Raw genomic sequence first — 13,968 nt, forward strand, 5'->3', positions numbered from 1 at the left:
CCACCTGTGACGAGCGCATGAGAAGAGCGGCCCGCCGGATCGGTCCGGCGGGCCGCGAGGTCGGAACGCGGTGGAAGCGGTGGGCGGGTACGGCCGTCAGGCCCAACCGGCTACGGCCGTCAGGCCAACCGGCCCTCCACCGCCGAGGAGCGGGCGCGGAACGGGTGCTCCGACATCGTAGGGATCTGGTGCTCCAGCACCTTCGACGGCAGCTCGGCCCGGCTGGCCACGTTCAACTTCCGGTAGACCCGGGTCAGATGCTGCTCGACGGTGCTGATGGTGACATGGATCCGGCTGCTGATCTCCCGGTTGGTGTAGCCCAGCGCGGCGAGCCCGGCGACCCGGCACTCGGCGTCACTGAGGACCGGGGCGGCGATCTCCTCGCCCTCCGGCTTCTCGGCCGGCGCGGAGGCCACCAGCCGGTTGTCGACCGGAGAGGCGATCTGGCACCACTCGGCCTCCTGGGCGGCCTGACGGGCCACCAGCCGCGCGCGGTCGTACTCGCCCAGCTCGTAGTGGGCGGCGGACAGATCCGCGTACGCCAGGGCCAGTTCCAGCCGGTCGCCGCACGCCTTCAGCAGGTCGATCGACTCTCTCAGCAGCGAGGTGCGCTGATGCGGCTGGCTGGCACCGGCCAGCACCCGCAGCGCCATCGCCCGTGACCGGGAACTGTGCCCGCCGGGGAGTCTGATCTGCTTCTCCACCCACTCCCGGGCGGTGCGCACCTTGCCGATCCGCAGATTGGCCTGGGCCAGATCGGCGCACCACGGGATGCCCTTCTGGAGGTGCGGATTGCCGTCCCGCATCAGACGGCCGCAGCTCTCGAAGTCGTTGAGCGCGGCGAAGGCCCGGTCGGTGGCCAGGTAGTGATGGCCCCGGGCGCGCAGGTACTGAATGCCGAAGATGGTTCCGAACATCGCCTCCGGGACCTCGCGTTTGAGCAGATGCGCGGCGGCGTCGTGCTTGCCCATACTGGTGCGGGCGAAGACGGCCGTGGACAGGGGCAGTCCGATCAGCACCCCCCAGCCCTGGGCGTGCAGCATGTCCAGGGCCTGGGTGGCCTTCAGCTCGGCGGTGGCCACATCGCCCTGGAGCAGGGCGATCTCCGCCCGAACACTGCCGATCAGCGCCTGCCAGGTGGTGGCCTTGCGCTCCACGGTGCACTTCAGCACCGCGTCGCACACGCGCGCGGCGGTCTGGGTACGGTCGGTGTGGGCGATGGCCAGCAGGGACATCGCCACCAGCTCGGGTTTGAGATGGTCGAGCCGGTGGCCCTGCAACGCCTCGGCCACGTTGGCCACCGACTCGTCGGTGGCGCTGCCGCTGATCAGCTGGGCCACCTTCGGCCCCAGGCCGTGGGTGCCGTCCACCGCACCGGGCTCCAGCGAGGCCAGGGCGGACGGTTCACCGCGCCTGCCGACCCGCGGCACCCCGTAGAACCACTGCCGGATGAACTCCACCTCGGCGATGGAGTGTCCTTGGGACCGGGGGAGCGAGGGGCCGAGCCGGCTGACGGCGGTGGCGGCGGACTCGATGTCGCCCTGCCACAGCATGTGCCGCGCCACGGTGGCCGTGTCGCGGGCGTCCAGCGTGCCGTCCAGCGCGGGCTGACGCAGCGGTGCCAGATGGGTACCGGCGGCCGCCGGGTTCACCCGCCACTCCGCGCGGCCCAGGGCCGCCAGCAGCGCGTGCCGCTCGGCCCCGTCCTCGGCATCCTGCAACAGCAGCCGCAGATAGGTGGTGCACTGCTTGACATCGTCGTCGGCCAGGGCCTGTTCGGCCGCGGCGCGCAGTACCGCGGACCCCCAGTCGTCGGGGATCCGGTCGGCGGTCACCAGATGCCGGGCCACCTCGGGCGCGGGCACACCGTCCAGGTACAGCTGACGTGCCACCTCGCCGTGCAGCCGTGACCGCTCGGCCGGAGCCAGGTCCTGCAGCACCGCGGCGGCGCCGGCCGGGTGCCGGAAGCGGTAACCGTCCAGCAGTCCGGTGGAGTTGAGGATGTCCACCACCTCCTGCACCGGACCCGGGCCGGCCCCGGCCAGCAGCGAGGTGGTGCGGGGGGTGGCGTACTCGTCGAGCGCGGCCACGGCGCGGGCGATCCGGGCGTGGCGTCGCTCGCCGCGGTGCAGACAGGCGAGTACGGCCTGTCGGTAGGCGGTGCTGGCGACGGGCTCCGCGGCCAGCGCCCCGAACCGGGCGCTGTCGTCCAGCAGCGCGTGCACCAGCATCGGATTCCCGGCGGTGGCGCGGTGGTAGGCGTCACTGACCTGACGGGGCAGTCGCCGGCCCGCCTGCGCGATCAGCATCGCCGCGACGCCCGTTTCGGACAGCGGAGTCAACCTGATCCGCCGATGCGGGCGCCGGATGAGGTCCGCGTGGACATGAGAACCCGTCAATCTGTCCAGGCCCCAGCTTACGCATATCACTAGTATTTTTCTGGTACGCATTCTCCTCAGGAGATCGAGCGTGGTATGCAGCGAATCGTTGTCCATGAGGTGCGCGTCGTCGATCGCGATCACCACAGGGCGGCCCTGGGAGAGTTCCAGAAGCGAAGTCGTGACCTGATGAGAAATGTGGTCGACGCCACTCGGGCCGTGCTCCGTACGCGATTTCGTGCCGCCCTGGGCATCTGGAGGAGGGATGAGGTCGCGTGCGTCGCATGACACGTCGCCGCTGTGCAGCAATTGACTGAACACGCTCATCGGCCGCGCCCGCTCCATGCGGGAGGCGGTGGCCGTCAGGACGAGGGCGCCCGTCTCGCCCGCCCTGGTTAAAAACTCGTAAACAAGTTCCGTCTTACCGGAACCAGGGCCTCCTGTGACAATGACGAGTTGGCCGGATCCGCCTGTGCAGGCGGCGAACGCTTCGCTCAGGATTTCCAGTTCAGTGGTGCGGTCGAACAGGCGCATGGTGATCCCCTAAAGTCGGCCTTCGCCCTTGAGGCGGCGCACCTCCCACATCGGGCCCGAGGGCAACGTCGCTGGTCGTGGGGGCGGCATGGCGCCGCCTGGACCCTGTGCGGAAACAGGTGGTCATGGCGCCGGGCGTCGGAAGTTGGCCATGAAGTGCGTCAGCTTCGCCGACGCCGGGGAGGGGGGCCGGGAGAGCCGCCCGCACGGTGCTTCGTCCGGTCCGCACTGCTCTGGATTGATCGCACGCCCTGGTCCCCCCTCAGGTTGGTTAGACTTTAACTCAAGGACGGTGGCGCGCCGTGCATTTGCCGCCGTGTCGTCACCGTGATCCACTGGCCGAAGAAACACTGATCGGTGCGTCTGAATGGCGTGAACCGATCGGTTGAACAGCCAGTCGTCGGCCTCTGAACGTCTGAGGGCCGGTCGGGGTGACGCTCATAAACGGCTGGCCAATTACCTGCCGTTGTTGAGGATTTCATGGTTCCTCGCGACCGCAATTGAGCCGAAATTAGATTCTGCCTCCAAGTGAGCCGAAGGTTATCGGTCTTCACTAACGTTGTCAACTATCACTTTATGTCCGTCAGTTGCATCTCCGAGCTGCTCGAAACAGCATCGCGTATTACTCGCGGACATCCGCCAATTGCCGGTACGTACCAAGCCGATCGGTCACCCTCAGGCGCTCTTCGGGCACCGTAACCCCCGTCGGGTGACCGTTCGGGCATCCGGGGTCCCGCTGGGGGCGGTAGGGGTTGGTTGGTCCTTCCGGCGCTCCTTAGCCTCCGACTGGCAGGGGGAGCGCGGACCGACAAACCGGGCGGCCGCCGTGCCCGAGAAGCTGGTTTCGATTTCGATCGGATGGCTGCGCTGGTGAACAACGAGGACCAACTGCTCGACTACCTCAGGCGAACGACCGCGGATCTCCGTGAGGCGCGGCGACGGCTGCGCGCATACGAACAGCGTGCCAACGAGCCCGTCGCCATCGTGGGTATCGGGTGCCGCTATCCCGGCGGTGTGCGCACCCCCGGCGATCTGTGGGACCTGGTGGCCGCCGGCACCGACGCGGTGTCGGACTTCCCCGCCGACCGGGGCTGGGACATCGATTCCCTCTACGACCCCGACCCCGCACGACCCGGCCGGACCTACGCCCGCACCGGCGGATTCCTGCACGACGCCGCCGACTTCGACCACGACTTCTTCGGCATCAGCCCGCGCGAGGCGCTGGCGATGGACCCGCAGCAGCGGCTGCTGCTGGAGACCTCGCACGACGCCTTCGAGGACGCCGGTGTGCTGCCCTCGGCACTGCGCGGCAGCCGCACCGGGGTGTTCGCCGGAGTGATGTACAACGACTACGCCACCCGGCTGAGTTCGGTTCCCGACGACCTCGACGGTTATCTCGCCAACGGCAGCGCCGCGAGTATCGCCTCCGGCCGGGTCGCCTACACCTTCGGCCTCGAGGGGCCGGCCGTCACCGTCGACACGGCCTGCTCCTCCTCCCTGGTCGCCCTGCACTGGGCGGTCCGGGCGCTCCAGTCCGGTGAATGCGCGCTCGCCCTGGCCGGCGGGGTGACCGTGATGTCCACCCCCGAGACCTTCATCGACTTCAGCCGGCAGCGCGGACTGTCCCCCGACGGCCGCTGCAAGGCGTTCGCCGCCTCCGCCGACGGCACCGGCTGGGGCGAGGGGGTCGGCATGCTGCTCGTCGAGCGGCTGTCCGACGCCCAGCGCAACGGCCGCCGGATCCTCGGTGTCATCAAGGGCAGCGCCATCAACTCCGACGGCGCCAGCAGCAGGCTCACGGCGCCCAACGGGCCGTCCCAGCAGCGGGTGATCCGGCAGGCGCTGGCCTGCGCCGGAATCGGCCCCGCCGAGGTGGACGTCGTCGAGGCCCATGGCACCGGCACCTCGCTCGGCGACCCCATCGAGGCACAGGCCCTGCTCGCCACCTACGGCCAGGAACGCCCCGCGGACCGGCCGCTGTGGCTGGGCTCGGTGAAGTCCAACCTCGGCCACACCCAGGCGGCCGCCGGAGTGGCCGGGGTCATCAAGATGGTGATGGCCATGCGCCACGGCACCGTGCCCCCGACCCTCCACATCGACCGGCCCACCACCGAAGTCGACTGGACCGGCGGGGCCGTGGAACTGGCCACCGAGGCCCGCCCCTGGCCGGAGACCGACCGTCCGCGCCGCGCCGCGGTGTCGTCCTTCGGTATCAGCGGCACCAACGCGCACGTGGTTCTCGAGCAGGCTCCGCCCACGGCCGAACCGGCGCGCACCGGCCAGGAGACCACGACGGCCCCGCTCGTCCCGTGGATCGTCTCCGCCCGCACCCCGCGGGCCCTCGCCGACCAGGTCCGCCGACTGCGCTCCTGGGTCACCGAACGGCCCGCGCTGCGCCCGGCCGACATCGGCCACTCCCTGGCCACTGCCCGCTCCTCGTGGGAACACCGCGCGGTCGCCGTCGGCAGCGACACCGCGGAACTGCTCGACCGGCTCGCCGCCCACCCCGGCAGCACACCGGTCGGCGGCAAAGTGGCCTTCCTCTTCACCGGCCAGGGCAGCCAGCGCCTGGGCATGGGCCGTGAACTGCACCGCCGCCACCCGGTGTTCGCCGCGTCCTTCGACGCCGTCGCCGCCCTGATGGACCCCCGGCTGGAACGCCCGCTGGCCGAGGTGATCGCCTCCGACGCCGCCCTGCTGACCCGCACCGACTACGCCCAGGCCGCGATCTTCGCCGTCGAAGTGGCGCTGTTCCGGCTGCTGGAGTCGCTGGGCGTACGCCCCGACGTGCTCGTGGGCCACTCGGTCGGCGAGCTGGCCGCCGCTCATGTCTCGGGCGTGCTCTCCCTGGAGGACGCGGTCACCCTGGTGCTGGCCCGCGGCGGGCTCATGCGGCGGCTTCCGCCCGGCGGCGCGATGACCGCGCTGCGCGCCACCGAGGAGGAGGTGCTCCCGCTCCTCACCGACCGGGTCGGCATCGCCGCCGTCAACGGCCCCCGGTCGGTGGTGGTCTCCGGGGACGCGGCCGAGGTCGCCGCCGTCGCCGCCCACGTCGAGAAGGCCACGCACCTCACGGTCTCGCACGCCTTCCACTCGCCCCTGATGGACCCGATGCTCCCGGAGTTCGCCGAGGCCGCCAAGGCGCTCACCTACCGCGCCCCGGAGATCCCCATTGTCTCGACGCTCACCGGCGCTACGGCCGGGGCCGAGGAGATCGGCTCGGCCGACTACTGGGTGGACCACGTCCGCCGTCCGGTGCGGTTCGCGTCCGCCATCGGCGCACTCGACGAACTGGGCGTACGCACCTTCGTGGAGGTGGGCCCGGACGCGGTGCTGACCGCCATGGCCCAGGAGTGCCTGCCGGGCGAGCGCGCCACGGCCGCCACCATGCGGCGCGAGGGCGACGAGGAGCGCACCTTCCTCGACGGCCTCGGCCGTCTGCACACCGCCGGTGTCACCGTCGACTGGGCCGCGTTCTTCGCGCCCCACGGCGCCGAACGCGTCGATCTGCCCACCTACCCCTTCCAGCGCGGCAGGCTGTGGCTGGAGGCCACCGGCAACAGCGGCGACGCCGACGGGATCGGCCAGAGCTCCGCCGGACATCCGCTGCTGGGCGCGGTGGCCGAACTGCCGGAGACCGGCGGTCTGCTGCTGACCGGCAGGCTCTCCCGCTCCGCGCAGCCGTGGCTCGCCGACCACCAGGTGCACGGCACGGTCCTGCTGCCCGGCACCGCCTTCGTCGAACTGGCGGTCCAGGCCGCCGACCGGGCCGGCTGCCCGGAGGTGTCGGAACTCACCCTCCACGCCCCCCTGATCCTGCCCGAACAGGGCGCGATGGCCGTACAGGTGGCGGTCGGCGGCGACGAGGACGGACGGCGTCCGCTGACCGTGTGGTCCCGGCCCGCCGACACCCCCGACGCCCCGTGGACCCGCAACGCGACCGGCACCCTGACCGCCACGGGGGCGGGCACCCCGGCCGCCGCCCCCGAGGCATGGCCGCCCGCGGACGCCGAACCGCTGGATCTGCACGAGCTGTACCCCAGACTGGCGCGGTCCGGCTACGGCTACGGCGAGACGTTCCAGGCCCTGCGCGGGGCGTGGCGCCGCGGCGAGGAACTGTTCGCCGAGGCCGCCCTCCCCGACAGCGCACGGGCCACGGCGGGCGCGTACGGCATCCACCCGGCCCTCCTTGACGCCGCCCTGCACATCAACCTGCTCGACCTGGGCGGCGGACCCGCGGTGCTCCCCTTCAGCTGGGGCGGTGTCACCCTCCATGCCACCGGCGCCACCACCCTCCGGCTGCGCCTGGCCCCCGCCGGCCCCGACACGGTGTCCCTGACCGTCAGCGACGGCAGCGGCGCACCGGTCGCCTCGGTGGCGGCGCTGGTGGCACGGCCCGTGTCGGCCGAACAACTCACCGGCGACGCCGCGGAGTCGCTGTTCCGCCTGGACCGGGTGCCCCTGCCCGGCCCCGCCGTGTCCGGTGCCCCCGCCTCGTGCGCCGTCTGGGGTTCCGACGGCCTCGGCCTCGGCGCAGCCGTCCACCCCGACCTGACCTCCCTCGCGACCAGCGGTACCGAGGTGCCCGAGCTGGTGCTGCGGCAGGTGGCCACCGGAGACCGGCTCGGCGACCCGCCGGCGGCGGTTCGCGCGGCGCTCGACGCGACCCTCGCCGATCTGCGGGCCTGGCTCGACGACGAACGGTTCGCCCGCTCCCGGCTCGCGGTGCTGCTGCGGGCCGACGACCTCACCCACGCACCGCTCACCGGCCTGGTGCGCGCCGCCGCCGCCGAGAACCCCGGCCGCTTCCTGCTCGTGGACAGCGACGGCACCGCCGGGCTCGCGGCGGCACTGGCCTGCGGCGAACCCGAAGTGTCCGTGCGTGAGGGCGAGGTGCGGGTGCCACGGCTGGCACGGGCGGAGCCCGGCACCCCACCCGGCTGGGACCCCGGTGGCACCGTGCTGATCACCGGCGGCACCGGCGGCCTCGGCGGACTGATCGCCCGTCATCTGGTCACCGACCACGGCGCGCGCAGCCTGCTGCTGACCAGCCGCCGCGGCGAGGACGCCCCCGGCGCCACCGGGCTCCGCGCCGAACTGACCGGCCTCGGCGCCGAGGTCACCATCGCCCGCTGCGACGCCGCCGACCGGGCGCAGCTGGCCGAACTGCTCGATGCCCACACCGTGCGGGCCGTGATCCACGCCGCCGGTGTGGTCGACAACGCCACCCTCACCACCCTCGACGCCGCCCAGGTCGAACGTGTTCTGAAGCCGAAGGTCGACGCCGCCTGGAACCTGCACGAGCTGACGAAGGACACCGGCCTCACCGCCTTCGTGCTGTTCTCCTCCACCGCCTCCCTCCTCGTCGGCGGCGGCCAGGCCAACTACGCGGCGGCCAACGCCTTTCTCGACGGCCTGGCCGCGCACCGCCGTGCCGCCGGGCTTCCGGCGGTGTCCATGGCCTGGGGCCTGTGGTCCCAGACCGGCGGGATGGCCGCCCAGGTCGACGACTCCGATGTGGAACGGCTGCGCAGGCTCGGCCTGCCACCGATGACCGCCGCCCAGGGCCTGGCCCTCTTCGACGCAGCCGTGGCCGCCCCGGACGCCGTCGTCGTACCGACCCGGCTGGACACCGCCGCCGTACGCGCCCGGCCCGACGGCGTACCGGCGCTGCTGCGCGGCCTCGTCCGCGGCACCTCCCGTACGGCCGCCGCCACCGGAGCCGGGCCGGACGGCGCCCGGTCCTGGGGCGAGCGGCTGGCCCCGCTCTCCGAGAGCGACCGCGACCGCGTCCTGCTGGACCTGGTCCGCACCCATGTGGCCACCGTGCTGGGCCACACCTCGGCGGACGCGGTCGATCCCGGGCGGGCCTTCCAGGAGATGGGCTTCGACTCGCTCGCCGCCGTGGAGCTGCGCAACCTCCTCGGCGCGGCCACCGGACTCCCGCTCCCGGCCACGCTGGTGTTCGACCAGCCCGCGCCGGTGGCGCTGGCCGCCCATCTCAAGGCCGCCCTGGTCCCCGGCCCCGCTGACCTGGCGCGCGCCGCACTGGCCGAGGTGGACCGGCTCGAAGCCGCCCTGACGGACGTGCCCGACGAGGACGGCGCACACGGCCGGATCGCCGCACGGCTCGAAGCCCTCCTGCGCACCTGGCACGACATCCACGGCCGGGCGGACGCCGCGGCACCTCCGGCGGACTTCGGCTCCGCCACCGACGAGGAACTCTTCGCTCGGATCGACAACGAACTGGGAGACCGGTGATGGAAGAAGCGGCCACCGTCGACAGGCTTCGCGACTATCTGAAGCGGGCGACGACCGAGCTCGAGCGGACCCGCCACCGCGTGCGCGAGCTGGAGGACCGGAGCCGGGAACCCATCGCCATCATCGGCATGGGCTGCCGCTACCCCGGCGGCGCCCGCTCGCCCGAGGACCTGTGGCGGATCGTGGCGGACGGCGTCGACGTCGTCACCGAATTCCCCGTGGACCGGGGCTGGGACATCGAGGAGATCTACGACCCCCAGCAGGGCACACCCGGCAAGAGCTATGTACGCCACGGCGGTTTCCTCCACGACGCGGCCGACTGCGACCCGGCGTTCTTCGGCATCAGCCCCAAGGACGCCCCCGGCACCGACCCCCAGCAGCGGCTGCTGCTCGAGGTGAGCTGGGAGGCGTTCGAACGCGCCGGGCTCGACCCGCTCGCCCTCAAGGGCTCGCCGACCGGTGTGTTCGTCGGTCTGATGCACCACGACTACGTGGGCGGCACCATCTCGGGCAGCATCGTCTCCGGGCGGATCGCCTACACCCTCGGTCTCGAGGGGCCCGCGGTCACCATGGACACCGCGTGCTCAGCCTCCCTGGTCGCCCTGCACAACGCCTGCCAGGCGCTGCGCCGCGGTGAGTGCACCCTCGCGCTGGCCGGCGGCGCAGCCGTGATGGCGAGCCCGGAGATGTTCATCGAGTTCAGCGAGCGCCGGGCGCTGTCGCCCGACGGACGCTGCCACTCCTTCTCCGACGACGCCGCCGGAGCCGCATGGGCCGAGGGCGCGGGCATGCTGTTAGTGGAGCGGCTGTCCGACGCCCGCCGCAACGGCCACGAGGTGCTCGCGGTGATCCGGGGCAGCGCCATCAACCAGGACGGCGCGTCCAACGGGATGACCGCGCCCAGCGGCCCCGCCCAGATCCGGGTGATCCGCCAGGCGCTCGCCGACGCCCAGCTCGCCCCGCACCAGATCGATGTGATCGAGGCACACGGCACCGGCACCACCCTCGGCGACCCCATCGAGGCCCAGGCCGTCATCGCCGCCTACGGCCAGGACCGGCCCGAGGGGCGGCCGATGTGGCTCGGCTCCATCAAGTCCAACATGGGCCATCCGCAGGCCGCGGCCGGAGTGGCCGCCGTCATCAAGATGGTGATGGCGATGCGGGCCGGGGTGCTCCCCAAGTCACTGCACGCGGACCGGCCGACCACCGCGGTCGACTGGACCGCGGGCGAGGTGGAGCTGCTGACCGAGTCCCGGCCGTGGGAGACCCACGGTCAGCCGCGCCGCGCGGGCATCTCCTCGTTCGGCATCTCCGGCACCAACGCGCACACCATCCTCGAGGAGGCCCCCGCCGTCCCCGAGTCCCCGGCGCCCGAGCGCCCGGGGCTCCCGGTGGTGCCCTGGGTGCTGTCGGCCAAGAGCGCCGAGGCGGTACGGGCTCAGGCCACCCGGCTGCTGGCCGCCGCCGGGGACCACGACATCTTCGACATCGGCCACTCCCTGGCCACCACCCGTTCGCTGTTCACCCACCGGGCCGCCGTCACCGGCCGCGACCGTGCCGAACTCCTCGACGGGCTGCGGGCGCTGGCCGACGGCCGGGACACCGCCGTGGCCGCCGCCGAACCCGGCCGGCTCGCGATCCTCTTCTCCGGCCAGGGCTCCCAGCGCCCCGGGATGGGCCGCGAACTGTACGACGGCTTCCCGGTGTTCGCCGCCGCCCTGGACGAGGTGTGCGCCGCCTTCGACGGGCGGCTCGACCGTCCGCTGCGCGAGGTGATGTTCGACCCCGACTCCGAGCTGCTGCACCGGACCCGCTACACCCAGGCCGCCCTGTTCGCCTTCGAAACCGCGCTGTACCGGCTGCTCCACCACTGGGGTGTCCGGGCCGACCTGCTGGGCGGCCACTCCATCGGCGAGATCGTCGCCGCCCATGTGGCGGGTGTGCTCTCCCTGGAGGACGCCTGCGCGCTGGTCGAGGCGCGCGGCCGGCTGATGCAGGAACTGCCCGACGGCGGCGCCATGGTCTCCCTGCTGGCCACCGAGGACGAGGTCACCCCGCTGCTCACCGACGGGGTGGACATCGCGGCGGTCAACGGCGCCCGCTCGGTCGTGGTGTCCGGTGACGAGGACGCCGTCCTCGCGGTGGCCGGACTGTTCGAGAAGACCACCCGGCTGCGGGTCTCGCACGCCTTCCACTCCCACCGCATGGACGCCATGCTGGAGCCGTTCCGCGCGGAGCTGGACCGCCTCACCTTCCACGAGCCCACGGTGCCGGTGGTGTCCAATGTGACCGGACGGCTCGCCGCGCCCGGTGAACTCACCTCGCCGGACTACTGGGTGCGCCATGTCCGCGAGGCCGTCCGGTTCCACGACGGCGTCCGCACCCTGGCCGACGAGGGCGCCACCCGCTTCCTGGAGATCGGCCCCGACGCGGTGCTCACCGGGATGGCCCAGGACGCCGTCCCCGATGTGATCGCCACCCAGCGCCGCGACCAGGAGGAGGCCAGGGCGCTCATCGGCGGGGTGTGCCGGATGCACCTCAGCGGAGCGGGCCCCGACTGGCCGGTGGTCTTCGAGGGCGGACGGCGGGTGCCGCTGCCCACCTACCCCTTCCGGCGCGACCGGCACTGGGAGAACGCGCCCTCGCTCACCCCCGCCGCGGGCCGGAGCGCGGACGACGGCGCCGACGCCTTCTGGCAGCTGGTGCGCGACCGCGACGTGTCCGGAGTCGCCGCCACCCTCGGCACCGACGACGAGGCCGCGGTGGCCTCCCTCGTCCCCGCCCTCGCCACCTGGCACGACCAGCGGCAGGCCAACTCCACCGTCGACGGCTGGCGTTACCGCGTCGGCTGGCGTCCACTGCCCGGCGCCGGGGACACCCTCGCCACCGGCCGCTGGCTGGCCGTCGTGTCCGAACCGGCCGCCGACGACCCCTGGGTCCGGACCGTGCTGAACGGACTGGCCGACCGGGGGCTGACCGTCGACACCCTCACCGTGCCCGACGGCACCCACGACCGCGCCGCGCTCACCGCCCTGCTCACCGACCGCTGCCAGGTCGACGGCGTGCTGTCGCTGCTGGCCCCGTACGTCCCGCTCACCGCCACCGCCGCCCTCGTCCAGGCCCTCGGCGACACCGGAGCCACCGCACCCCTGTGGTGCGCCACCCGGGACGCCGTGGCCCATGAGCCGCTGGCCCGCCCCGACGGCTACGAACAGGCCGGGATCTGGGGCCTCGGCCGGGTGGCGGCCCTCGAACACCCCGAGCGCTGGGGCGGTCTGGTCGATCTGCCGGGCGAGCTCGCACCGGGCGTCGTGGCACGGCTCGCCGCCGCACTCACCGCCACCACCGGCGAGGACCAGATCGCGGTGCGCGCCTCGGGGACGTACGGACGCCGGCTGGAGCACGCCGCACCCCGCACCGGCACCCCCTGGACCCCCACCGGCACCGTCCTGGTCACGGGGGCCACCGGCGCGGTGGGCGCGGCCGTCGCCCGCTGGCTGGCCGCCGAGGGCGCCGGACACCTGCTGCTCACCAGCCGCCGCGGCGAGGCGGCACCGGGCGCGGCCGAGCTGGTCGAGGAGCTGTCCGCCACCGGCACCCTGGTCACCCTCACCGCCTGCGACGTCAGCGACCGCGACAGCGTCGCCGCACTGCTGGAGTCGGTTCCCGCCGAACACCCGCTGACCGCCGTCCTGCACCTGGCCGGGGTGCTGGACGACGGAGTGCTCGACGCCCTCACCCCCGACCGCTTCGCCACCGTGCTCGGCCCGAAGGCGGACGCGGCCCGCCATCTGCACGAACTCACCGCCGGTCTGGACCTCACCGCGTTCGTGCTGTTCTCCTCGCTGACCGCCACCGTCGGCGGCGCGGGCCAGGCCAACTACGCCGCCGCCAACACCTTCCTCGACGCCCTCGCCGACTACCGGCGCGCCGCGGGCCTGCCCGCCACCTCGGTGGCGTGGGGCCCCTGGGCCGGCGACGGCATGGCCGGACACGGCGCCGTACGCGACGCGAGCCGGGCCCTGGGCATGTCACCCCTGGACCCCGGCCGCGCCGTGACCGCGCTGCGCCGTGCCCTGGAGAGCGGCGAGACCACGGTCACCGTGGCCGATATCGACTGGACCCGGTTCGCGCCCGCCTTCACCGCCACCCGCCCCAGCCCGCTGCTGGCCGACCTCCCCGAGGTGCGGGCCATTCCGGCCTCCGGGGGCGACAGCTCCGTACCCGACGGGTTCGCCGAACGGCTCGCCGCGATGACCGCCGGGGAGCGCGATCGCGCCCTGCTGGACCTGGTGTGCGGTCAGGCCGCCACCGTCCTCGGCTACGACGGCGCCGACGGGGTCGAGCCCACCACCGCCTTCCGCGACCTCGGCTTCGACTCGCTGACCTCGGTGGATTTGCGCAACCGCATCAGCACCGCGGCCGGGGTGTCCCTCCCGGCCACCCTCATCTTCGACTACGCGACACCCGCCGCGCTCGCCAAACACCTGGGCGCCGAACTGGCCGGGGCCGACACCTCCGTGGACTCCGTCCTGGCCGAACTGGACCGGGTGGCCGCCCGGCTCGGCGCTCTGACCGCCGAGGACATCGAACAGGGCCGGATCACCGCACGGGTGCAGGCGATCCTCACCGGCCTGGGCGACACCCTGGCCGAGGGCGAAGCGTCGATCGCCGGGCGTCTGGAGGACGCCTCCGCCGACGACGTCTTCGCGTTCATCGACAACGAACTCGGCTCGGCGTGACCGCACCCCACCCGCGACCGACCGCGCGCCCCCGGCGGGCCGCTCCGTACAGA

The 13,968-nt window shown here is 73.1% G+C and carries 3 protein-coding genes; 2 read left to right on the forward strand and 1 reads right to left on the reverse strand.

Annotated features, from left to right (window positions below):
* Positions 1-119: 119 nt before the first annotated feature.
* Positions 120-2,912, reverse strand: coding sequence for an AAA family ATPase (locus tag HUT19_RS36870; RefSeq protein ID WP_176184984.1), 2,793 nt, complete (start codon positions 2,910-2,912; stop codon positions 120-122).
* Positions 2,913-3,782: 870 nt separating this feature from the next.
* Here HUT19_RS36870 and HUT19_RS36875 point away from each other — a divergent pair.
* Together HUT19_RS36875 and HUT19_RS36880 are read left to right on the forward strand one after the other, a co-directional pair.
* The gene (locus tag HUT19_RS36875; RefSeq protein WP_176187747.1) at positions 3,783-9,173 is read left to right on the forward strand and encodes a type I polyketide synthase; all 5,391 of its coding nucleotides are present in this window, start codon (positions 3,783-3,785) and stop codon (positions 9,171-9,173) included.
* Complete coding sequence (locus HUT19_RS36880) at positions 9,173-13,915, forward strand: type I polyketide synthase (RefSeq protein ID WP_176184985.1); 4,743 nt, start codon at positions 9,173-9,175, stop codon at positions 13,913-13,915. Before HUT19_RS36875 ends, HUT19_RS36880 begins: the two co-directional genes overlap by 1 nt.
* Positions 13,916-13,968 lie beyond the last annotated feature (53 nt).

Source organism: Streptomyces sp. NA02950 (assembly GCF_013364155.1).
Lineage (GTDB): Bacteria > Actinomycetota > Actinomycetes > Streptomycetales > Streptomycetaceae > Streptomyces.